We start from the raw sequence: 20,743 nt of genomic DNA on the forward strand, positions 1-20,743 counted from the left end.
CGGCGCCTTCATCGCCGAGGACGCGACGACGTGCCCGAAGTGCGGCGTCGAGTTCGAGAAGGACATGGCGAAGTGCTCGAACTGCCAGGCGTGGATCCCCGTCGACGTGAAACAGTGTCCGGAGTGCGGCGTCGAGTTCGCGACCGGGCAGGTGGAGATGGCGGGCTACCAGGAGAAGATGCGTGTGCAGTACGACGAGGTCGTTGGCAAGCTCAGGGACGAGGCGTCCCGCCAGCTCGGCCGGTCCCTGTCCGACCGCGAGTTCCAGGAGTGGTGGCGCAAACAGCCCACGTTCGTGACGTTTGAAGACTGGCTCCGGGAGGAAGAGGAGATGCGGAAGATGGGGTCGAGGCCCTGTCCCGTGTGCGGCACCTTGAACTCGGTGACGGCCAAGGTGTGCCACAAGTGCGGCTCGCTCATGCGGGACCAGCGCCCGCCCGGCGGTGGCGGCGGAGGCGTCGCGGTGGTCACGCCAACGGCGCGGCGTCCCGCCGCTCCCGCGGCGGCATCGTCGGAAGCGCCTTCAGGCTCCCAGGCCGCGCCCGTTGCGCTTCCCGCCGCCGCACCTCCTGCTGGCACGGAGGTCATCCCGCGCCGCGTGATCCGCAAGCCGGTGTCCGCGCAACCGGTCGTCCAACGGAGGATCATCAAGAAGACGGTCGAGAAACAGGAAGATCAGGGCTCCGAGAGCCAGTCGAGTGGCGAGAAGTCCTCGGAAGACGACCTGTGAGTCGGCCTCCTTGCGGTCAAAGCGCGCTACGGGCGTCCTGCGGTTCGGCGTGTCCCGCACGAATCCGGAAAGACGATGGACCTGCCGGTCCCTCCGCTGCTCCGTGGAGCTTCCTCGCGCCGCGTGGATCGTCGCGCTCCTGATCGTGAGCCTCGCCCTCGAGGTCCCCGGTTCGATCGCCGCCGTCGCGGCCGTGTGACGCAGGCGAAGTCCTTTATGGGCCCGCGCGATGCGGCGGGGGATGCGGCAGGAGGATCGGAGGGTCGTGGCCCTCCTCGCGTTCCTCCATGGCGCGGTCCATGCGAACGTCTTGGCGATTCCGGTTTTCCTCCTCGCATGGCGCACCGAGTTCCAGGCGGACGACGTGACTTTGGGTTTGCTCGCGTCGATCGCGTACGGCGGATACGGCATCGGCAGCGTGCCGTTCGGATTCTTGGCGGATCGCCAGTTGCCACAGCGGCTGCTCGTCCTCTGCGGTCTCGGGACGGCCGCGTCTCTTGCCGGGATCACCGTGAGTCCGTCCATTCCAACGCTCGCGATCGGACTCGGGACGCTCGGGATGTTCTCCGGAATCTACCATCCTACGGGGCTGTCCGTGATTTCGCGGACCGTCCTCGAGCAGGGTCGCGGAATGGGCTGGCACGGGATGGGCGGGAGCGTCGGGATCGCCTCGGGCCCCGCGGCGGTTGGCGCCGTGCTCGCGTTCGGCGGGTCATGGCGTTTGGCCGCGGGCGCGCTCATCGTGCCCCCGCTCATCGCGACGGCGCTCCTGCTGGCCCAGCGGCTTCCCTCGACGGCCGCCGAGCCATTGGCGGATCCACGGAGGGCCCTGCGCGGACTCTTCACGCTCCCGTACGTCCGGATCTTGCTCGTCTACATGTTCGCAGGGTTCGCCTACCAGGGCGGCCTGACGTTCCTGCCGCGATTCGTGGGTGCGAGGGTCTTCGCCGTTGCGCTCGGCCTCGGCGCGATCGGCCAGATCCTCTCGGGCACGTTGGCGGACCGAACGCGTCCGGACCGCATCCTGTTCGGCCTGAGCTTGGTCGCGGCGGGCATTCTGCTCGCCCTTGCGCTCCTCCCGGCATCCGGCGCCTTCACCGTGGCAGCGCTGGCGTTCGGCTTCGTCCTATTCTCTCTTGAGCCGCTCCAAAACACTCTCGTCACGCGCGAGGCCCCGCGCCCCCTCCGTGGCCTCGCCTTCGGATTCGCGTTCTTGAGCGTCTTCGGCGTCGGCTCACTCGGGGCCGTGCTGGCGGGCTGGATGCTCGCCCAAAACGCCGCGGCGAGCCTCTTCGCGGTGCTCGGAGCGTGCCTGGCCGTCTCCGGAGGCATGTCCCTCGGAGTGCGCGGCGCGCGATCGTCGTAGGCGGGATCTTACGATGCGGGCAGGGCGACGCCCTGCGCCTGCAGCGTCTCTCGGACGATCTTGATCATGCCGTCCGGGTCCCGGTAGTACGACGAGACGATCTTCGCGACGTCGCGGTAGTTCTTGATCTCCATCCGCTTCATGTAGTCGAAGAGATCCAGACGGCGCTTGACTTCCTGTTCCATCCGCCGCTGGTTCCAGTTCCGCGCGAGGGAGATCTTCTCGTAGACGTACGAGTGGCCGGAGTAGTTGAACGTGTCATCCGCCGGGTTCCAGGTGTACGCGGAGTTCGTGATCAGCTCGTTCGACTCCGGGTCCGTGCCGACGACCTCGACGATCGCCTTGACGCGGCGGGTCATGTCCGTCCCGACCTTCACCTGCGCCTGCAGCAGGACGATATCGAGCGCCGCCACGAGGGCGCGCGGCAGGTTGATCGGATCGTTCTCGAGCCGGTGGACCATCGCCTGCACGTCGTCCGCGTGGAACGTCGTGTAAGCGGACTTGCCGGTGGCCATCGCTTGGAACACCACGAACGCCTCGGGCCCACGGACCTCACCGATCATCATGTACTGCGGTCGCTGCCGGAGGGCGGCGGTCAGGAGGTCGAACATGTCGATCTCGCCTGCGGGCTTGCCCGTGACGTGCGACTTGCCGCCGAAGCCCGCGCGCGTGAGGAGGGGCACCCAGTTCTCGTGCGGCAAGTTCAGCTCGCGCGTGTCCTCGATGGACACGATTTTCATCTGGGGCGGGATGAACAGGAGGATCGCATTCAGCGTCGTCGTCTTGCCCGACGCGGTGCCGCCGCAGATCAGCATCGACTGCCCGTTCTCGATCGCGAGCCACATGTACGCCATCATCTCGGGCGACATCGTCTTGAATCGCACGAGGTCGAGCGGGGTGAAAGGGTTCTCCCGGAACCGCCGGATCGTGAACGAGGAACCGCGCTTCGTGACGTGCATCCCAAGGGTCGCCTGAAGTCGCGAGCCGTCGGGAATCGTCGCGTCGAGCATGGGCTTGGCGACGGAGATGTGCTTGCCGGACCGCTGGGCGAGCCAGATCACAAACGAGTCGAGCTCCTCCGCATTGTCGAACTTCAGGTTCGAGGGGATGGAGCCGTACTTGCGGTGGTAGATGTAGAACGGCACGTTCACGCCGTCGCAGGAGACGTCCTCGACTTGGACGTCCGTCATGACGACGTCGATCGGCCCGTACCGCATGAAGTCCCGGTACACGAAGTACATGACGCGCTCCTTCGACACCGGGTTCAGCTCGACCCCGAGTTCCCGTAAGAGGCCGTCGACGATCCGCCGGAGGTAGTTCTGCTTCTGCTCCTTGTCCGCATCGTCGAGCATCTCGAGATTCTCGACGAGGATCTCCTTCAAGACCTCGAGCAGCTCCGATTCCTCCTCGAGGAGCTTCGGCTCGATCGCCTCGTAGAAGTACTCGTTCGCCATCGTGTCGTACAGGATCCGGACGTAGGAGAAGTTCTTCAGGATCGGCTGGATCTCGATCTCGTTCATGTTGCGTCGGACGATCTTCGGGATCGTGGTGATCTTGCCGAGGGTCGTCTCCTCGATGCTGCTCACCTTCGGCGCCTTGACCTTCACGCCCTTCTCGCCGAGCAGTTTGCTCAAGTAACGTCGCTTCGCGGAGTCGAACGCCTTGCGCGTCGGCTTCTTCTGCTTCGCTGCCTGCGCGCCGGCTGGCTCGCTCTGCCCCGCGTACTCTTCCTGCATCGATTGGGCCATTCGGTCACCTCAGATGATCAGGAACGCTACGAACCCGATTAGCAGCATGACGAAACTGTGGCGCAGTCCGTTCGGGATGCTGCCGGTGTCCAGGACTCCCGCGAGGATGCCATCACCCAGGCCGTGCACGATTATTGCGATGAAGAACGCGAGGCGGATGCTCGCCACGACGCCAACCAAGTCCGTTGCCAAGGGGCTCGCCACGGCCGTCCCTGTCTGGCCCAAGGCGTTGCTCGCCTCGAGCATCTTCGGCAGGAACGTCACGTTCAAGATCCAGATCGTGACGAGGAACACCATGAACGAGATGTAGATGACCGCGATGTACGTGGACATTGCGATCCGCCGCTCGTCTTCCGTCAGCTGGTTCTCCTTCGTGTCGTGGCTGACCATCGTCAGGACGTCGGCGACATCGCCCCCCGCGTCAGACGACTTCACGATGATCGCGATGACCCGCTGCACCATGGGGGTCTTCACGCGCTCCGAGAAGAGACGGAGCGCCTCCGTCGCCGGGACGCCCCAGCTGATTTGGGCCGCCATCTTCTTGATTTCCGGCGTGAGCTTGCCGTAGCGCCCTCCCGAGGAGACCACGATGGCCTCAGCGAGGGTCATGCCGAACCGCCCGGCCTCCGCCACGTCGCGAAGGAAGTCTGGGAGGCGGCGCTCGATCAGCTTGATCTCCCGCTGCTTCTTCGCGAGGAAGAACCCGTACGGACCGATGAACCCGAGGGTTCCGACGACCATCCAATAGATGAAGCGCTCCGCGGGCGATTGATCCGCGCGGAAGCCCAGGTTCACCGAGTTGATCAGGTTGAGGAATCCGACGAAGCCAAAGAGGACGAGCAGCACCGAGCTGAGGGCGATGATCGCTTGGCGCCGGTCCGCCTTCTCGTTCAGCCGCACACGGGCCTTCTCGAGTTCCACGTTCGCCATGTGTCAGCTCTCCTGTTCCATGTTCCAGATGACGAAGATAAAACCGAACTGGCTCATCGGAATCATAAGGCCGACGACGACGTACAATAGGAGGAGGACGAACCCTGAGCCGGTCTTGCTGATGAGTGCCATGATGGCCATGATCACCACGAGGAACAGGGGGAAGGCCACCACGACGGTCACGAACGACTCGGCGAGCATCCCGAGCGTCTCCATCCTCTGCCGCATCCCGAGGCGGTCTTCTTTCTCGAACTGCTCCGCCTTCACGAGGAAGTACGGCTTGAGCTGGCCGCCGCTCGTGGACGTCGTCACCACGCCTTGCAGGAAATCTTGGAATTTCGAGGACGGGGAGCGCTGGGCCGCCTTCCGGATGGCGGTCAGGATGTCCACGCCGAGGAGCTCCGTGTCTCGGGTGATCCATTCCGCCTCCTTGGCGACCTCGCCGTAGACGGTCTGCTTCGAGAGTTCCTTGAAGATCACGTCCACGGGCACATCGGCGGAGGCCATCGCGGAGATGAACGACATGGCGCCGGAGATCTTCTTGTCAATCTTCCGGCCGCGCTTCTTCGCCATGGAGGCCGCCTTGCCGTGGTACCCGACCGGGAGCCCGAAGTAGTACATGGAAGAGAAGAAGATCGGCAGCGCAGCGACGAGGCCGAGGGTGATGACCAGGGTCATGATGTCGATCCGGAGGATGAACAGGAAGATCGAGGCGATGAACGCCGCCACGACGGCCCCGACCGCGGCGAACGTCGTGTTCATCCAGGCGACGGCCAGGTACTCCTCGGGCCGCAGCCGGATGTGTGCGCTGAGTAGGTTGTCCTCGAGTTCGGTATCGTCCCGTTTCCGGGTCTGAACGAATTTCCCGAACATCCGCCAGGCGACCTGCTCCTTCGGCGAAAGGCTCACGTTCACTGGCTTCGCGCCTTTCGGCAGCTTGACCATGTGGTGGCCCTTGCCGGCCTCCTCGCCGGGGCGGAATCGCTTCGTCTTCGTGAGCGTGCCGCGGGTCTCGAGTTTCTCAAAGGCGGAGCTACCCAACGGTCTCACCTCCCGCTTCGACGGCCTTCATGGCGCCGTGATCGGCCCAGCCCATCTCGTCGCGGAGGCGCTTCGCCGTCTCTTCCGGATATTGGTAGTACTGGACGACGATCTTCGCGATCTCGCGGAAGTCCACCATCCCCTTCTGGACCATGTAGTTGACAATGTCGATTCGGCGCTGGAACTCCGCTTCCATCTCCTCGTGGGTCATGTTCTTCATTTCCATGATCTCGTCGAAGAGGAACGAGTGCCCCTTGTATACGAACGTGTCCGTCGCCGCATCCCACTCGTACACCGTGTTCGTGATCAGCTCGTTCGTCTCCGGCTCGAACCCGACGAGTTCGACGACTTGCTTGATGCGCCGGACGATCGAATCGCCGATTCGCGCGTGCGTCTGGATGATGACGAAGTTGAGGGCGGTGAGCAGGATACGCGGCGTGTTGATCGGCGGGTTCTCCAGCCGGTTGACCATCGACTTGACCGAGTCCGCGTGCATCGTCGACATGGTCGGGTGGCCCGTCGCCATCGCCTGGAACATCGTGTAGGTCTCCGCGCCGCGGACCTCTCCTACCAGGATGTAGTTCGGCCGCTGCCGCAGCGCCGCGCGCACGAGGTCGTACATGTCGATCTCGCCGCCTGCCTTGCCGTCGGCTCCGCGCTCGCCGACGCCGGATCGCGTCGTGCCGGGGATCCAGTTCTCGTGGGGCAGGTTGATCTCCCGCGTGTCCTCGATCGACACGATCTTCGCGCCCGGCCGGATGAAGAGGCCCGCGCTGTTGAGCGTCGCCGTCTTCCCGCTCGCGGTGCCGCCGCAGACCATCATGGATTTGCCGTTCTCGACCGCGACCCAGAGGTACGCGACCATCTCCGCGCTCGCCGTGCCGAACTTCACGAGCTCCGTCGGCGTGAAGGGCTTCTCCTTGTACCGCCGGATCGTGAACGAGGAGCCGCGGGTCGTGACCTCGTGGCTGTACGTCGCCTGGACGCGGTGGCCCTCGACCGACGTGCCGTCGAGGATTGGATTCGCGACCGAGATCTGTTTGGCGCAGCGCTGGCCGAGCATGACCACGAACGAATTCAGAGCGTCGTCGTCATCGAAGATGACGCTCGTCTTGATCGATTCGAACTTCTGGTGGAAGATGAAGAGCGGGATGCCGGTGCCGTCGCAGGAGACGTCTTCAATCCGCAGGTCGGCCATGAGGACGTCCACGGGACCATATCCGACGAAGTCGCGGATGATGTAGTAGACGATCTTGTCCTTCGAGGCGGGCTCGAGGCGCAGGCCGCGGGACTTGATGAACGAGTCGACCGCCTCCTGGAGGTACTCCTTCTTGTCCTTCTCCGCCATCTTGTCCCACTCGTACTCGAGGGTGCGGTTCAGGGAGTCTTTGATCATGTCTAGGAACTCCTTCTCCCGCGCGTCGAGCTGCGGCTCCCAGACCTCGTAGACATACTCCGACCGGTCGTGGTCGTAGACGACGCGGGAGTAGGTGAGCGGCTCGCGGATCGGGAAGACCTCAATCTCCTCGAGGGTGTCGCGCGTGAGGTTCGGGATCCGGGTGAGATACGATCCTCGCGTCCCGGACCACTCCGCCTTCTGCTGGATCGCGCCTCTCGGCATCATGACCTTTCGTTGCTTCGGCGTGTGTGGTCCCCCCTCAGAACTGCACGTTCTGCGTGTTCTCTCCGACGCCGACCTGGACCTGCGCGTGCTGAAGGCGGAAGACGCTCAGGGGCATCACGAGGGCGTTGTTGTGGATCTCGAGCCGCAACGTGTACAGCCTCGTCGTCGGATTGAAGCTCGAAGTGATCTTGTAGACCGTCAGGAGCCCGATCTTCGCCGTGAAGGACTGGTCGAGCGGCGTCGACGTGTAGGTGCCGCCCAGCTTCAACGCGTCCGCGAGGGTCTGGTTCAAGAACGCGTACCACGCCAGTCCATACCTCGAGGTATGGTTGATCCAGACGACCGCGTTGCTCGCGAAGCCGCTGTAGTCCTGTCGATCGAACGAGAACACCTGCGTGTTCACGACCTCCGTGCTCGTGCCGGTGATCGAGCCTGCGCCGTAGAGGCTGACGAGCCCGAACGAGATGTCGAGCGAAGTGTTCGTCTTGACGACGGCGAATGTCGGCTGGGCCCGGATGACCTGGCCGTCGTTCTGGTAACGGATCACGGCGCCGTTCTCATAGGCGATACGCTGCGGCACGTAGTATCGGTTCGCAACGTCCAGGTCGATCGTGCCATTCGACTGCTCGCGGACGGGGGTGCTGACCCCCCGGATCACATAGTTGAACTGGACGGTGAACGCGCCCGAATCGGGGCTCGACTGGAGCATGCCGAGTGTGGGGGCGGCGAAGATGGGGACTCCATCGACCCCGAGGCCGACGGCGGACGATGCGGTCGTGGGGATGTAGAACGTGCCCGCGTTCCGGGCCGACTGGGCCGCGAGGGTTTGCAGATCGATTGACCCTTTGACGGTGCCGAACTGTCCGAGGGCGTTGTTCATGTGCGACGCCTCGGAGTCTTTCATCCACACGGGGACGTACTGGTTGACGATCAAACTGAGGAACGTGAGGAAGACGAGGAGCGCCATGATCGTGCCGACCGTCGAGGCGACCCCCCGTTCATCCGACCGAAGCTCGCGGATCAGAACACGCATGGATTCACCCGAGGAGAATCCTCCGTATACATTCTGTCGGCCCATCCCGGGTGACGCTATTTATAGGTGTCGCGCTGAAAAGCTGACCTTGAGAATACGTCGATTTTCTCCATGAAATGGGCCTTCATTTTGACGGCGAATTTCGACCTCATTTTTCGAGACGGTCGGACGGTTCAGCGGGCCCGTTTCGACCGCCGACGCGCCGCCGCGTAGACGAGCGACGCCTCGCCCGCCATGAACCGTTTCATCCCCTCGATCGACGCGTATTCGTTCGGCGCGTGGGCTCGGGATCCGTGTCCGAGGCCCGTCGAGACCCACGGCAGCTTCAGGTACTCGTCGAACGCGAACGCGGGCATCGTGCCCCCGCTCGACGGCCAGATCTCCGGATCCTTCTCGTGCGACTCGACCGCCTCGATCGCCGCCTTCACGATCCACGAGTCCGGATCGGTCTTCGCGGGGCCGTACGGCCCGTGCACCTCGATCCGGAGGTCTCCGAAACCCCGTTTCTTCAGGTGGGCCCCCAGCTTCCGGAGGGTGCCATCGACCGTCATGTCCTTCACGAGCCGGATGTCGATCTTCGCGTACGCCTCGTGCGGCAGGACCGTCTTCGTGCCGCCGTGGTCGATGTACCCGGAGTAGATGCCACAGATGTTGACGGTCGGCTCGAACAGGTAGGTCCGAAGGAGCTTGTCCTTCGGCCGGTCGTACTTGAACTTCGCCGTTCGTTCCTCTTTCAGCCACGCGTTCGGATCAAACCGCTTCGCGAGCGCCTTGATCATCGCGATGTCCCTCTTCGTCGGCGGCACGACGTCGTCCCAGATGCCGTCGATCACCGGCCGCTGGTCCCGGTCGACGAGCGTGTTCAAAGCCTGCAGGAGCCGCCAGACGGGAGACCCGATCCACACCGCATTCGAACTGTGGATCTCGCTGTCCATCGGGCCCCCGGCTTGGGGGTTGCCGCGGGACCAGATCGTGAGGTAGAGACAGCCCTTCACGCCCAGGTAGATCGTCGGCACGCCGCGCAGGTCTTCCGAGTAGTCGTTCGCGAATGCGCCGTCCGCTCGGAGCTCGCGTCGGTGCGTCCGGATGAACTCGATGAAGTTCGCGCTGCTGATCTCCTCTTCGCCCTCGGCGAGGATCTTCAGGTTCACGGGCATCTCGTCGACGTCGCGGATCGTCTTCCACGTGAAGAGGTGATTCGACAGGGCCCCCTTCGAGTTCGTGGCGCCTCGGGCGATGATCGCCTCGCCGACCTCGGGGACCTGCCGGATCTCCGCCGCGAACGGCGGTGATGTCCAAGCCTTCAGATCGCCGACCGGCTGGACGTCGTACATCTCGTACTCGACGAGCGTCACCGGGGCGCCGACATCGAGCTCGCCGATCACGAGCGGATGGCCGCCTCTCGACCACATCTGGGTCTTGCACCCGATTTCCGCCATCATCGCGCGGACCGTCTCGGCGCAATCCTGGACGCCCTCGCCCGTCGCACTGACGGACGGTTGGCGAAGCAAGGCCCGCGTGGATTCGAGCGCTTGCGGAAAGCGCGACTCCAAGGCGCGGTAGACTTCGTCCGGAGCGGGTCGCTGCATCGGAGTTGGCAACGTGCGTCATCGGATAAGGTTTCACGCGTTCGAGGGCCGCATCGCGTCCGACGTCGTGCTCGAATGGCGTCCCGAAGACCGCGAGGCGAGGGCTTTGTACCTGATCTACGTCGGCATTTTGCTCCGCGATTTCGAGCGCCGGTTCCGGTTGGTTCGATGCCTCTGCAGGTCCACTGACCCGACCGTTCCGGCGGTTCGCGGAAAACTATTTCTCCTGCAGCCTGATGGTCCGCGCACGCCGCGGTAACTCAGTTTGGGAGAGTGCGAGACTGAAGATCTCGAAGTCGCCGGTTCGAGCCCGGCCCGCGGCACTTTCTCCGGTGGATGTGCAGCAACCTTTTTACCGCGCGGATCCTTCGTCGGCCGTCCCGCCTTAGCTCAGCCTGGTCAGAGCGGGTGACTGTAGAGCGCTCCCGTGCACACGTGCGCGGTGCCCGCTGCCATCATCAGGCCCCCGGTTCAAATCCGGGAGGCGGGATCTCCTTATTTCCACTCCGCCAGGATGTCCGCGATGCGGCGAGGGTGACCTCGCGAGGTAGGCGGGATTATCTTCGTCGTCCCTCGGCTCGCTCCGTCTTGAGCCATAGGGACGCAAGGACGGCAACAAGCGCGACGGCCACCGCGAGCCACAACGGGGCCACGACGATCCCGAGGGCGCCGTCGAGGGACCACGCCCCGGCGCCGAGGAAGACGAGCGCTACGGCGGTGGCCAGGTAGGAGAGGTCCAGCTCGTATCCGAGGACGAGCTTCTTGCCCATTTTGGTCCGGGAGAGAATCGTCGTGCCGACCATCTCCAGAGCGATGAACGTCGCCGCCACCTGCGTGAGGAAACCCACGACGAGCCCCAGCCCCCCAAAGAATTCGAGGGCGCCGGCCGTCAAGGTCAGTGGGGCGGGGACTCCGAGGCGCTCCATGTACGCGATCGTCTGAGTGCGTTTCTCGGAATCGAAGACCTTCGGGAACCCGTGGACCATCATGATGGCCCCCAGGAAGACTCGGAGCACGAGAGCCGCCACATCGGTCGATCCAGGGAACCAAACCGTGCGGATCCGCCTCCTCGAGGATGCGCGACTTCCACTTGAACGGCCGACCCTTATGGTCTTTTCGCTTCAGCGGCACTCGGGACGGGGCTTGCCGGCCGACCGGTTGCCGCGGAATTCATTACTCGCGGACGCAATGGGCGGGGCGGTGGGTCGATGGACAAGAAGGCGAAGAAGGCCGTCCTGCAGATGATTCCATACGGCGCATACGTCGTCGGGACGAAGACGGACGAGGGGTCGGACCACTTGATGTTCGGCACGTGGCTGATGCAGACGTCGTTCAAGCCGCCGCTCGTCGCGTTCGCGCTCTCCGAGGACAGCCGTACGCTGGCTCACGTTCGCCGATCGAAGGCGTTCGCGGTCTCATTCCTCGCGGACGGCATGAAGGAGATCGCGGAGAGCGTCGTCGATGGCTCGTTCGAGAAGGTCAAGACGGATTACACCCCCTCCGGCCTGCCCGTGGTGAACGGCGGCGCAGGCTGGATTGAGTGCAAGACCGTCGACATCTTGGACCGCGGGGACCATCGGATCGCCCTTGCGGAAATCGTCGAGGTCCACCAAGGGCGCGGTAAGCTGATGCCCCTCGATGGCCTGAAGTGGCACTACGGCGGCTGAGTCACTCCCGATCGCGCCGCCCTCGGAGTTCAAGAACCGCGGTTCCATTCCCGACGCCATGGCCGGATTTCCGGAGATCGTCCGCCGACTTCCCGAGGCGGAAGCGTCGCTGCGTGGTATTACGCTCCGCCTGTTGCAAGGGCCAACCGCCTGCGTCACGTTCGTCGAGGCGATGCAAGACTCCGAGGTGCCGGAACACGCTCACGGTGCCCAGTGGGGAATCGTCGTCGCGGGCGAGCTCCTCTTGACGATCGGAGGGAAGACGCGCGTCCTGGCGCCCGGGGAGGAGTACTTCGTGCCGGCCGGAGTCCCTCATTCGGCGAAGCTCAAGGCGGGCGTGAGGGTCATCGATTTCTTCGACGATCCGAACCGGTACCGAGCGCGGAAGTCGTGAGCCGCGGAGTCGTCAGTCGACGCGGCCGCGCTTCACGAGCGGATCGTCGAGGAACCGTGCGAGCGCGCGGTCGACTTGTTCCGGGACTGAGAGCGAAGGTTCCCCCGTTGCCGCGAAAACTTGGGGGACCGCCGGTCGGCGGACTGCGACCGCGCGGGCCGTCCGCTCCGCTGTCATGACGAGGGCGGCGGACAACGCTGCGGCCACCACGATGATGAGGAACAGCAGGTCCGTGACGAACGACGCTTCGGTAGGCCCAATCACGCCGATTTCGATGGCGTAGAGGATGAGGACCGTGTCCGTCATGCCCCGGCCGACGGTCGCCCGCAAGATGCCGGCGTCTAAGGGAGGCAGTCTCCAGACTCGCGCGAGGCCGATCGAGGAGGGCAGCCGGGAGAGATAGAAGACCAGCCCGAACGCGATCGCGCCGAATAAGACGGTCTCCGTGATGCCTGAGAGGGTGACGCGGAGTCCGAGGTAGAGGAAGAAGAACGTGCGCAGAAGGAACACGAGTTCGCGGTGGAACTCTTGGAGGCCTCGGGACCCCGGCGCCCCAGGTTGCGGGGCGAGCAGGACGCGTCGGTGGCCCAGGACGAGCCCGAACACGAACGCGGCGAGGCCGCCATTGCCGCCGAGCAACCCTTCCCCCACGGCGTACAGGAAGACGGCGAGCGCGACCGAAGTCATGAAGGCGAAACTCCGGGGCCGCGGACCGCGGACCGCTCTTGACCACCCTTCCCCCACCAGGTACGCGACGATCACGGTCGCGCCGACATCCATGAGGAACGGGGCCCACGCCAACGAGCCGGCGGGATCGGTCGGAAGGCGGACGAGCAGGAGGACCAGGATCGTCGCGACGATGTTCCCCATCACCCCCTCGACCGTGAGCGTGAAACGCGTGCGCGTCTCCACCCCCGCTTCGGGGCAGGACGCTCAGAACAATCGTCGCGCTCGGCCCGCAAAATGCCAGGGCGAGGATGATAGCGGTCGTCGAGGAGAGCTGCAGTAGCTAGGTGGCGACCAGCCATGTGCCCGCGATCGACAGCGCCATCGCCGCGGCCGTATGCGCCGCAGTGACCGCCCAGATCCCGCCCATCCCCCGCACATGGAGGACGAGCCCTCCCTCGAACAAGATGAAGGCGAGCGCGACGCTGGTGAGGATCGGGGCGACGGAGGCGAGGGACGCGCGCGGATCGAGGGCGCCGAGGGGGAGGAGCCCGGATCCGAGGAGGAGCCCCAGCGCCATCAGGATGAAGTAGTCTGGAACGCGGAACCGATCGAAGATCTGCGCCGCCGCGAAACCGAGCAAGACGAGCGACGCGCCGGCGAGGAGGAAGACCCACGGGTCCGCCATCGCACGGCGTCGAGAGGGCTTGTCGAATTTAAAGGTCGTCCCGTGCGTATCTCTCGAACGAATACGTGGCGAACCGTCGGCGTGCCGAGCGGGAGACGCATGCGCTTCCGCGCGCCGTTTGTCAAGTCGTCCCCGCGACAAATCTATTAATACGCTCGCGGCCGTTGAAAGCCGTCAGACAAAGGTCCGACTGGCGGGCCTTGGTGGGATGGGCATGGGACTCCTTCGTTGGCTCCTCTGGCCGCTCCGGACCGATCGGAGGGCGGAGGAACGCAATCCGCCCCGCCGCCGGCACACGTCGAAGGGGATGCGGGAGAGCCATCGTCCCGGCGTCTACCGGATCGAAGTGGACGGAGAGGCGAGCCGGTTCCACGGCGACGGGCCGCCGTTCTCCTTCTGGTCGTCCTCCCGGATCATCCTCATCCTCTCGTTCCTGCTGTGGTGGGTCCAGCCGGCCGGCCCGATGATTGCGGGCTTCGTCGGCGGACGTCGCTCCGGCTCCCCGATGAAAGGCGTGACGGCGGCGCTCCTGCCCGTCCTCACGATCTACGTCGCGAACGCGGCGTACGCGCATAACTTCGCGTCCCGGCAGATCGACTTCGTCGGCTCCATCCCGCTGGTCCTGAGCGACGCGGTCTCGAGCATCCTGCCGTTCCTCCTGCCGTACAAGGAGTTCATGGTCGCGTACATGCAAGGCTTCGTCCAGGCCCTGACCACGACGTTCGGCATGGGGACGAACGGCTACCTCATGGTCATCATCTTCGCGTACATCGGCGGCTTGATCGCGGAGCAGACGCGACGGGAGCTGACGTTCGGCTCCGGCACCGGATCTTCGGTCGGCGTGAATCTCGTGCAACCGATCCTCGGCGCACGGCCGTACGTCGACGATGAGGAAGAGCCGTACGATGACGACGAGGAGGTCGTCCGATCGCGGCACCCGATCCGGGCGCGCGCCCGCGGCCACGCACGCCCCATCGTCGTCCCCGAAGCCCGTCGGCGGCATCGCGGGCGCTTGGACCGCTTCGATGATTATCGCGAAGTCCCGGCGGAAGTGCTCGACACGCAGGGCGGTCGGCACGCGACCCGCCTCCGTCGTCGTCTGGACGACGACGAGGAAGAAGAGGACGACGAGCGCGAGGTCGTCGAGGTGCACCTGCATCGCTCCGGTCGCGTCCACGAAGACGATCGGCGGGCCCGCCATCACCGCGCCCGCGAGGAGCCGGACGAAGACGAGGACGATGAGCCGCGCGAACGGGAGAGTCGCCCTGCGCGGCTCCGAAGCCAAGCGGAGGAGCGCGCGATTCAGCGATTCGTCGAGCGCGCGCTGAAGAATTACGAGCACTGAATTTCGATTCGCGGAGTTGCGAGCGACAACTTTTTTACCGAACGGTCCTCTGACTCTATCCGCCCCGAATGTTCTGTCCGAAATGCGGCTCGCTCATGTTCCCCACGAAGGGGAGGGTGCATTGCAACTCGTGCGGGTACGAGCGGTCCCTGTCGGGCAAGGATTCGAACGTCGCGCCAGTCGCGCGCGCGGGGAAGGAGAAGCCCGCGGAGACGCTCGTCCTCGACGAGATCACGGAGACGCTCCCGAAGACGCGCGTCGAGTGCCCGAAGTGCGGTCACTACGAGGCGTTCTGGGTGATGCGGCAGACGCGCGCGGCGGACGAGCCGACAACGCGGATCTACCGGTGCGTGAAATGCGGGCACACGTGGCGAGAATACTGAGCGATTGTCTGCCGAGCATCCGGTCCCGGGGCCGTGCGTCCGCGCGACCGGAACGACGCGGCGGGCCGAAGGCCCGGGAACCTTTATAATCGTCGATAGGATTGCGGACCGAAATTCATGGGGGAGCGCGAATTGTTCGAGGCCAAGGTCAAGGCGGACGTTCTCAAGGAGATCGTCGACGTTGTATCGACGCTCGTCGATGAGGCGAAATTCAACGTCGGCAAGGACTCCGTCATCGTCAAGGCCGTCGACCCCGCGCACGTCGCGATGGTCGATCTCTCGCTCGACCGAGGGGCCTTCGAGGCGTTCAAGGCGGACGAAGGCGAGCTCGGGATCGACATGGACAAGATGAAGGAGATCCTGCGTCTGGCGAAGGCCGGCGAGACGATCTCCGTGAGCCACGACGAGGACAAGAACCGGCTCGTCGTGACGGTCGGCAACACGACCCGGCGGATGGCCCTCGTCGACACCGCGGGCATGAGCGACCCGAAGGTGCCGAGCCTGAACCTCCCCGCGAAGGTCGTCGTGCGGACGGACGAGTTGCGCCAGGCGATCCGTGCCTCGGAAAGTATCAGCGACCACATTGCGCTCAAGGCGTCGCCGGACGGATTCGAGATCGCGTCGGAGGGTGACACCGACAACGTGTCCCATATGGTCGCGAAGGACCTCCTCGAGGAGCTGCAGGCGAAGGAAGCGGTCCGGTCCCTGTTCCCGCTCGACTACTTTTCGAACATGGTGAAGGCGATCAGCTCCGCGCCGAACGTGACGCTGTACCTCGGGTCCGACTATCCCGTCAAGATTGAGTTCAAGATCGCGGGCGGCAAGGGCGATGTGCGCTTTCTCCTCGCGCCTCGGATCGAGTCGTCCGATTAGAGGCTCGTAGGGGACACCGCGGGCCCGCAGCATCAAACCGAACGATGCCCCCGCACGGCGAGCCGTCGAACATCGGCCAAGCGTCGGAATCGACGGATCACCCGAGGGTCAGACGCCGAACGCGAGACGCAGGAGCGCATACGCGGCCATCCCCACGCCCGCAGAGGCGGGGATCGTGATGATCCACGCCCAGACGATTCGGCGAGCGACGCCCCATCGGACCGCGGACAGACGCTTCGTCGCCCCGACACCCATGATGGCCGATGCGATCACGTGGGTCGTGCTCACCGGGATGCCCGCGAGGGCGGTGGTCGCGAGGGCGATGCCGCCTCCGGTCTCCGCGGAGAACCCCTGCCACGGCCGGAGGGCCGTCACCCGCTGCGACATCGTCCGGACGATCCGCCACCCGCCGAAGAACGTGCCGAGGGAGATTGACGCGTGGGCCCCGAGGATCACCCAGAAGGGGACGCGGAACTCTCCCGTCGCGGGCCCCCACGGCGGCCCGATCGCCGCCACGAGGAGAATGAGCGTGATGATGCCCATCCCTTTCTGTGCATCGTTCGTCCCGTGGGTCACGCTGTAGAAAAAGCTCGAAAGGAGCTGAAGCCGCTTGAACTCATGGTTCACCCTCGTCGGCGTGGACCGGCGGAACACCCAGATCGCGGCGACGGAGAGCCCGAAGGCGGAGACGAGGCCGAACAGGGGAGCGGCCACCATGAACACGACGACCTGCACGAGCCCTTTCAGCAGGACTTTCGCGAGGAGGACCGCGGGGATGAGGCCCACGCAGAGCCCCGCGAGGAGGACCGTCCCGGCCGAAGGCCGGTTGTGCCGGAGGATGCTCCAAACGCTGAAGGCCGCGGCGCCGCTTACAAATGCGACCCCCGTGAAGGCTAGGAACAGCATGATGTTCTCCGCGCTCGGCAGGAAGACCGCGCCGACGCCCGCCGCGACGATCGTCGATCCGATGAGGCCTCCGATCAGAGCGTGGCTGCTCGACGTCGGGAGCCCCCAGAGCCATGTGAGGAGGTCCCAGACGATCGCCCCCACGACGCCTCCCATGATCACCGCCATGGCATGGAGGATTTGCGTCTCGGTCATTGAGCCCGCGCCGACGCCAAGCACGCTCGTGTCGATGATCCCTTTTCCGATTGTCTCCGCGATCGCGTTCGTGATGAAGACCATGCCGACGAAGTTGCCGACCGCGGCCATCGCGACCGCCTTTGTCGGTGTCAGGACCTTCGTCGCGACCACCGTCGCGATCGCATTCGCCGCGTCGTGGAAGCCGTTGAAGAAGTCGAAGCAGAACACGACGAGGATCGCGATGACGAGGAGAGCGAGGAGGTCGCTCATCGGGTACCGCGGCCTCCCCGGATTGCGGCCTGGGGGGACATCGGAGCGACCTCGGCGCGTCACTGGTTCTTGGCGACGATGTCGCTGAGGACGTTCGCGACGTCCTCGCACTCGTCCGTCGCCTGCTCGAGCACCTCGGTGATCTCCTTGAACTTGATGATTCGCACCGGGTCCTTCTCGCGGAACAGGGCGGCCACTGCGTTGTTCATGAGGTCGTCTGCGACGTTCTCGAGGCGGTGGACCTCGATTGCAATCCGCTCCACGTCGCGGGCCCGTTTCATGTGGCGGATCATGCCGACGGCGTCCTTCAGGAGGTGCGTCGCGTCCGCGATGACATCGCCGAGGTCCACCATCGCCTTGGTCGGTCGATCGATCTCATAAAGGGCGATCCGGCTTGCCGCCGCCTCGATCATATCGAGGATCGTGTCGAGCGAGGAAGCCAACGCCTGGATGTCCTCCCGGTCAATCGGGGTGATGAAGGTCTTGTTCAGCTCTTCGAACACATCGTGCGTGGTCTCGTCTCCCCAGTGTTCGATGCCCTTGATTTTTCGGCACTTGGCCTGGACGTCGTCGAAGTTGTGCAACACGTCCTTCAACGCGAGCGCGCCCTCGTCGACGGTCGCGGCGAGTTTCTCGAGGAGATCGAAGAACTGCCGCTCTTGAGGGATGATCCACTCCTTCAAACCCACCGCATCACCTCGTGGCCCGTGGCGGCGTACGGTCGAGTTCCTCATTAAGATATTGCCGCGAGGCCGGCGCCGTCGCCGGGTCTCACGATTCGCCCATGTTGACGCCTGACGCCTCGAGCTGCGCGAGCAGCTGCTTCCGCATCTTGCGATTGCCCGCGAAGCCTTTGATCGCCTTGCGGGACGTCTCGTAGTTCCGCAAGAGTTCCTTCACTTCCCGCGGCGAGACGCCGGCGCCTCGCGCGATCCGCTGCACGCGGGACGACTTCACCTTTTTCGGCTCCGTCATCTCCTCGTCCGTCATCGAGTCCATGATGATCTTGAACCGGTGTAGGCGGGCCTGCGTGGATTCCATGTCCGCTTCTTTCATCTTGCCCGCGACGCCGGGGATCAAGGAGGCGAGCTTGCGCATCGGGCCCATGTCCGTGAGCATCTCGATTTGCTCGTACATCTCGTGGAGGGTGAACTTGCCCGCCATGATCTTCTTCGTCAGCGCCTCGGCCTTTTGCGCGTCGATCGCTTCCTGCGCGTGCTCGAGGAGGGTCTCGAGGTCCCCCATGCCGAGGAGCCGCGAGATGAACCGAGGCGGCTCGAACTTCTCGAGGTCGTCGATTTTCTCCCCGACCCCGATGAAGACGATCGGGGCCTTCACCTCCGCGACCGCGGAGAGCGCACCGCCGCCTCTCGCGGTCCCATCGAGCTTGGTCACGATGACGCCGGTGATCGCGACGGCGTCGTGGAACGCCTTCGCCTGCGGCCCGGCCTGCTGCCCGACGGTCGCATCGAGGACGAGGAGCCTCTCGTCGGCTTGGACGGCCTTGCCCACGGACTCGATCTCCTTGATCAAATCCGGTTCGAGCGCGTGCCGACCGGACGAGTCGACGACGATCACGTCGATCGCCTCGAGCGCCTTGACGCCCGCCTTGGCGATCTTGACCGCATCTTTCGCGGCCGGATCGCCGTAGAAGCCCGCGTTGATCTGGGCGGCGAGCTGCTTGAGCTGGTCGTACGCGGCCGGTCGGTGAACGTCCGCCGCGACGAGGCCGACGGACAGCCCCTTCTTCTGGAAGTACTTCGCGAGCTTCCCCGCGGTGGTCGTCTTGCCTTGGCCGTACAGCCCGACGAGCAGGATCCGCTGCTTCTGCAGCGGCACGTCCCGGCTCGTCCCGAGGATCTTGACGAGTTCCTCGTAGATAATCCGGACGACGTGCTCGCGGGGGCTCATGCCCGGAGGCGGCTTCTCTTCCAGCGCACGCCGATGGAGCTCCCTCGTGACCGAGAGGGAGAGCTGGACGTTCACGTCCGCCTGGATGAGCGATCGCTGGATGTCGCGGACGATCTCCTTGATCAGGGACTCGTCGATGTAGCTCGCGCCCGCGATCTTGCGGAGTGCGGCCCGGAGGGAGTCGCCGAGCTTCTCGAGGACCATCGCCGCATGCCAAGGAGGCCTCGGGACTTAAGGTTGACCGAGCGGCTTCGCGGGATTCCACCGAAAGCTATCAATTCGATGCACGCGGTCAGCCCTCCGGGAGACGTCCGGACCGGGGGAGCACCGAGAACGCGGCGGATGGGCTGTACGAAGCGAATCGGATCAAAAAGGGAAGGGAGGGCTAGCCTTGTCAGAAGGGATGGGATGCACTCTAACGAACTAGCCCAAAATTCCCCCGGCAATGTATTCTCGGTGCCGTATTTAACACTTTGTAAAGTGGACTCGGCCGACCCCCGGACCCCATCGTCCCGCCGAGCCCGGAGGACCGGATCCGCCGGATAGACAACGGCAACGGATGCCCCCGCCGATCGGACCGTTTCCGCGGCTCCCTCCGAGAGCCGACCCTGCGCTCGCGACGCTACAGGTAGCCGGATTTCTGGAGGGTCATGAGGTCCTCGGTCGACAGCTTTTCGCCTTTCTTGAACCGCTCGAAGATCATCTCCGCCTCCCGCCTCGCGTCCACCTCGACCGTCGCCTCCGCGGGCATCCCGCGGCTCTTCATCCAGATCCCGTGGATGATCTTGTCGTAGTCGTGGACCTGGCGGATGCGCTCGATGTGCTTGCGGTGCTCCTCGTCGGCGAGCATCTTCGTCTTGATGAACTCCTCCTGCGCATGATCCGCCTCCCGTCGGAGCTCGTCGCTCTGCTCGTACAGCGCCGTCATGCGGTCGTGCTCCTCCTGCGCCTTCTCCGCGAGTTCCGAGACGCGCTTGTGCGCGTCCTCCGCCCGCTCCCGCCCGGAACGGAGCTCATCCCGCATCGTCCGCACGTCCTCGTTCTCTTCGAGGGACTTCTCGAGCTTCTTCACCTCGCCCTGGAGTCGCTGGATTTCCTCGATCAGCGCCCGTTCCTTGTCCACGCTGAGCACCGAGGTCATCTGCCGGAATTCGAGCCGTTTGAGTTCTTGCTGGAGCTTCCCGAGCGGCACGGCGCCGCGGGGCATCTTCCGGCGCTTCAGGTCCGACAGCGCGTCCTGGAGCTCGTTCACCCGTCGGTTGAACTTGTCCCGCTCCTCCTTCGCCGCCTTGACCTGGCCGTTCAACTCGTCCCGCAGGATCCGATGCTGGGTCGCCTCGTCGACGAGGGCCCGCACCTGGGCGTTCAGCGCATCCCGCTTCTCGACCCATTCCCGCGTCTT

The 20,743-nt window shown here is 64.8% G+C and carries 20 protein-coding genes and 2 tRNA genes; 9 read left to right on the plus strand and 13 right to left on the minus strand.

Going from position 1 to position 20,743, the window contains the following annotated elements:
- On the plus strand, positions 1–730 hold a 730-nt coding region (locus tag VF992_03305), incomplete at its 5' end, for a zinc ribbon domain-containing protein (protein ID HEX9340185.1).
- 241 nt (positions 731–971) lie between these two features.
- The gene (locus VF992_03310; protein ID HEX9340186.1) at positions 972–2,096 is read left to right on the plus strand and encodes an MFS transporter; all 1,125 of its coding nucleotides are present in this window, start codon (positions 972–974) and stop codon (positions 2,094–2,096) included.
- A gap of 8 nt (positions 2,097–2,104) precedes the next feature.
- Here the strand turns inward: VF992_03310 and VF992_03315 are convergent, their stop codons facing one another.
- The 6 genes from VF992_03315 to VF992_03340 all read right to left on the minus strand — a co-directional run bounded on the left by VF992_03315 (position 2,105) and on the right by VF992_03340 (position 10,061).
- Complete coding sequence (locus VF992_03315) at positions 2,105–3,844, minus strand: type II/IV secretion system ATPase subunit (protein HEX9340187.1); 1,740 nt, start codon at positions 3,842–3,844, stop codon at positions 2,105–2,107.
- Between the two features lie 9 nt (positions 3,845–3,853).
- Complete coding sequence (locus VF992_03320; GenBank protein HEX9340188.1) at positions 3,854–4,774, minus strand: type II secretion system F family protein; 921 nt, start codon at positions 4,772–4,774, stop codon at positions 3,854–3,856.
- 3 nt (positions 4,775–4,777) lie between these two features.
- Positions 4,778–5,815, minus strand: coding sequence for a type II secretion system F family protein (locus tag VF992_03325; GenBank protein ID HEX9340189.1), 1,038 nt, complete (start codon positions 5,813–5,815; stop codon positions 4,778–4,780).
- Positions 5,808–7,439, minus strand: coding sequence for a type II/IV secretion system ATPase subunit (locus VF992_03330; GenBank protein HEX9340190.1), 1,632 nt, complete (start codon positions 7,437–7,439; stop codon positions 5,808–5,810). Before VF992_03330 ends, VF992_03325 begins: the two co-directional genes overlap by 8 nt.
- A 34-nt stretch (positions 7,440–7,473) precedes the next feature.
- On the minus strand, positions 7,474–8,472 hold the full coding sequence (locus VF992_03335) for a hypothetical protein (GenBank protein HEX9340191.1): 999 nt from the start codon (positions 8,470–8,472) through the stop codon (positions 7,474–7,476).
- Positions 8,473–8,645: 173 nt separating this feature from the next.
- A complete protein-coding gene (locus tag VF992_03340) occupies positions 8,646–10,061 on the minus strand; it encodes a M20/M25/M40 family metallo-hydrolase (GenBank protein ID HEX9340192.1) in 1,416 nt (471 codons plus the stop codon).
- Between the two features lie 249 nt (positions 10,062–10,310).
- On the opposite strand from VF992_03340, the gene VF992_03345 reads away from it, so the two are divergent.
- Positions 10,311–10,384 (plus strand) — tRNA-Phe (locus tag VF992_03345).
- Between the two features lie 56 nt (positions 10,385–10,440).
- Positions 10,441–10,551: transfer RNA gene (locus VF992_03350), tRNA-Tyr, on the plus strand.
- Between the two features lie 67 nt (positions 10,552–10,618).
- Here the strand turns inward: VF992_03350 and VF992_03355 are convergent.
- Positions 10,619–11,077 (minus strand): DoxX family protein, encoded by a 459-nt coding sequence (locus tag VF992_03355; GenBank protein HEX9340193.1) that lies wholly within the window; start codon positions 11,075–11,077, stop codon positions 10,619–10,621.
- A gap of 192 nt (positions 11,078–11,269) precedes the next feature.
- Here VF992_03355 and VF992_03360 point away from each other — a divergent pair, with 192 nt between their 5' ends.
- Together VF992_03360 and VF992_03365 are read left to right on the plus strand one after the other, a co-directional pair.
- Positions 11,270–11,728: a flavin reductase family protein gene (locus tag VF992_03360; protein ID HEX9340194.1), complete on the plus strand. Its 459-nt coding sequence runs from the start codon at positions 11,270–11,272 to the stop codon at positions 11,726–11,728.
- Between the two features lie 58 nt (positions 11,729–11,786).
- Complete coding sequence (locus VF992_03365; GenBank protein HEX9340195.1) at positions 11,787–12,122, plus strand: cupin domain-containing protein; 336 nt, start codon at positions 11,787–11,789, stop codon at positions 12,120–12,122.
- 12 nt (positions 12,123–12,134) lie between these two features.
- Here VF992_03365 and VF992_03370 read toward each other — a convergent pair whose 3' ends face one another.
- Complete coding sequence (locus VF992_03370) at positions 12,135–13,034, minus strand: hypothetical protein (GenBank protein HEX9340196.1); 900 nt, start codon at positions 13,032–13,034, stop codon at positions 12,135–12,137.
- A gap of 97 nt (positions 13,035–13,131) precedes the next feature.
- On the minus strand, positions 13,132–13,476 hold the full coding sequence (locus VF992_03375; GenBank protein HEX9340197.1) for a hypothetical protein: 345 nt from the start codon (positions 13,474–13,476) through the stop codon (positions 13,132–13,134).
- Between the two features lie 214 nt (positions 13,477–13,690).
- Between VF992_03375 and VF992_03380 the strand changes: the two genes are divergently transcribed.
- The 3 genes from VF992_03380 (at position 13,691) to pcn (ending at position 16,077) form a co-directional block, all read left to right on the plus strand.
- On the plus strand, positions 13,691–14,821 hold the full coding sequence (locus VF992_03380; protein ID HEX9340198.1) for a hypothetical protein: 1,131 nt from the start codon (positions 13,691–13,693) through the stop codon (positions 14,819–14,821).
- Between the two features lie 68 nt (positions 14,822–14,889).
- A complete protein-coding gene (locus VF992_03385) occupies positions 14,890–15,204 on the plus strand; it encodes a transcription factor S (protein ID HEX9340199.1) in 315 nt (104 codons plus the stop codon).
- A 117-nt stretch (positions 15,205–15,321) separates the two neighbouring features.
- A complete protein-coding gene (gene pcn / locus VF992_03390) occupies positions 15,322–16,077 on the plus strand; it encodes a proliferating cell nuclear antigen (pcna) (protein ID HEX9340200.1) in 756 nt (251 codons plus the stop codon).
- Between the two features lie 108 nt (positions 16,078–16,185).
- On the opposite strand, the gene VF992_03395 is transcribed toward pcn, so the two are convergent.
- The 4 genes from VF992_03395 to VF992_03410 all read right to left on the minus strand — a co-directional run.
- Positions 16,186–17,430: an inorganic phosphate transporter gene (locus VF992_03395; GenBank protein HEX9340201.1), complete on the minus strand. Its 1,245-nt coding sequence runs from the start codon at positions 17,428–17,430 to the stop codon at positions 16,186–16,188.
- 59 nt (positions 17,431–17,489) lie between these two features.
- The gene (locus VF992_03400; protein ID HEX9340202.1) at positions 17,490–18,119 is read right to left on the minus strand and encodes a DUF47 family protein; all 630 of its coding nucleotides are present in this window, start codon (positions 18,117–18,119) and stop codon (positions 17,490–17,492) included.
- Between the two features lie 82 nt (positions 18,120–18,201).
- The gene (locus VF992_03405) at positions 18,202–19,545 is read right to left on the minus strand and encodes a signal recognition particle protein Srp54 (protein HEX9340203.1); all 1,344 of its coding nucleotides are present in this window, start codon (positions 19,543–19,545) and stop codon (positions 18,202–18,204) included.
- A gap of 418 nt (positions 19,546–19,963) precedes the next feature.
- On the minus strand, positions 19,964–20,743 hold a 780-nt coding region (locus VF992_03410), incomplete at its 5' end, for a phosphoserine phosphatase (protein ID HEX9340204.1).

Source organism: Thermoplasmata archaeon (genome assembly GCA_036395115.1).
In the GTDB taxonomy this organism is placed as follows: domain Archaea; phylum Thermoplasmatota; class Thermoplasmata; order RBG-16-68-12; family RBG-16-68-12; genus RBG-16-68-12.

What these genes read in the sequence shown, in the direction of transcription:
- VF992_03365 (HEX9340195.1), top strand. Translation starts at nt 11,787, where the DNA reads ATGGCCGGATTTCCGGAGATCGTCCGCCGACTTCCCGAGGCGGAAGCG.
- VF992_03320 (HEX9340188.1), bottom strand. Translation starts at nt 4,774, where the DNA reads ATGGCGAACGTGGAACTCGAGAAGGCCCGTGTGCGGCTGAACGAGAAG.
- VF992_03380 (HEX9340198.1), top strand. Translation starts at nt 13,691, where the DNA reads ATGGGACTCCTTCGTTGGCTCCTCTGGCCGCTCCGGACCGATCGGAGG.
- VF992_03395 (HEX9340201.1), bottom strand. Translation starts at nt 17,430, where the DNA reads ATGAGCGACCTCCTCGCTCTCCTCGTCATCGCGATCCTCGTCGTGTTC.
- VF992_03310 (HEX9340186.1), top strand. Translation starts at nt 972, where the DNA reads ATGCGGCAGGAGGATCGGAGGGTCGTGGCCCTCCTCGCGTTCCTCCAT.
- VF992_03340 (HEX9340192.1), bottom strand. Translation starts at nt 10,061, where the DNA reads ATGCAGCGACCCGCTCCGGACGAAGTCTACCGCGCCTTGGAGTCGCGC.
- VF992_03335 (HEX9340191.1), bottom strand. Translation starts at nt 8,472, where the DNA reads ATGCGTGTTCTGATCCGCGAGCTTCGGTCGGATGAACGGGGGGTCGCC.
- pcn (HEX9340200.1), top strand. Translation starts at nt 15,322, where the DNA reads ATGGGGGAGCGCGAATTGTTCGAGGCCAAGGTCAAGGCGGACGTTCTC.
- VF992_03375 (HEX9340197.1), bottom strand. Translation starts at nt 13,476, where the DNA reads ATGGCGGACCCGTGGGTCTTCCTCCTCGCCGGCGCGTCGCTCGTCTTG.
- VF992_03360 (HEX9340194.1), top strand. Translation starts at nt 11,270, where the DNA reads ATGGACAAGAAGGCGAAGAAGGCCGTCCTGCAGATGATTCCATACGGC.
- VF992_03385 (HEX9340199.1), top strand. Translation starts at nt 14,890, where the DNA reads ATGTTCTGTCCGAAATGCGGCTCGCTCATGTTCCCCACGAAGGGGAGG.
- VF992_03405 (HEX9340203.1), bottom strand. Translation starts at nt 19,545, where the DNA reads ATGGTCCTCGAGAAGCTCGGCGACTCCCTCCGGGCCGCACTCCGCAAG.
- VF992_03315 (HEX9340187.1), bottom strand. Translation starts at nt 3,844, where the DNA reads ATGGCCCAATCGATGCAGGAAGAGTACGCGGGGCAGAGCGAGCCAGCC.
- VF992_03330 (HEX9340190.1), bottom strand. Translation starts at nt 7,439, where the DNA reads ATGATGCCGAGAGGCGCGATCCAGCAGAAGGCGGAGTGGTCCGGGACG.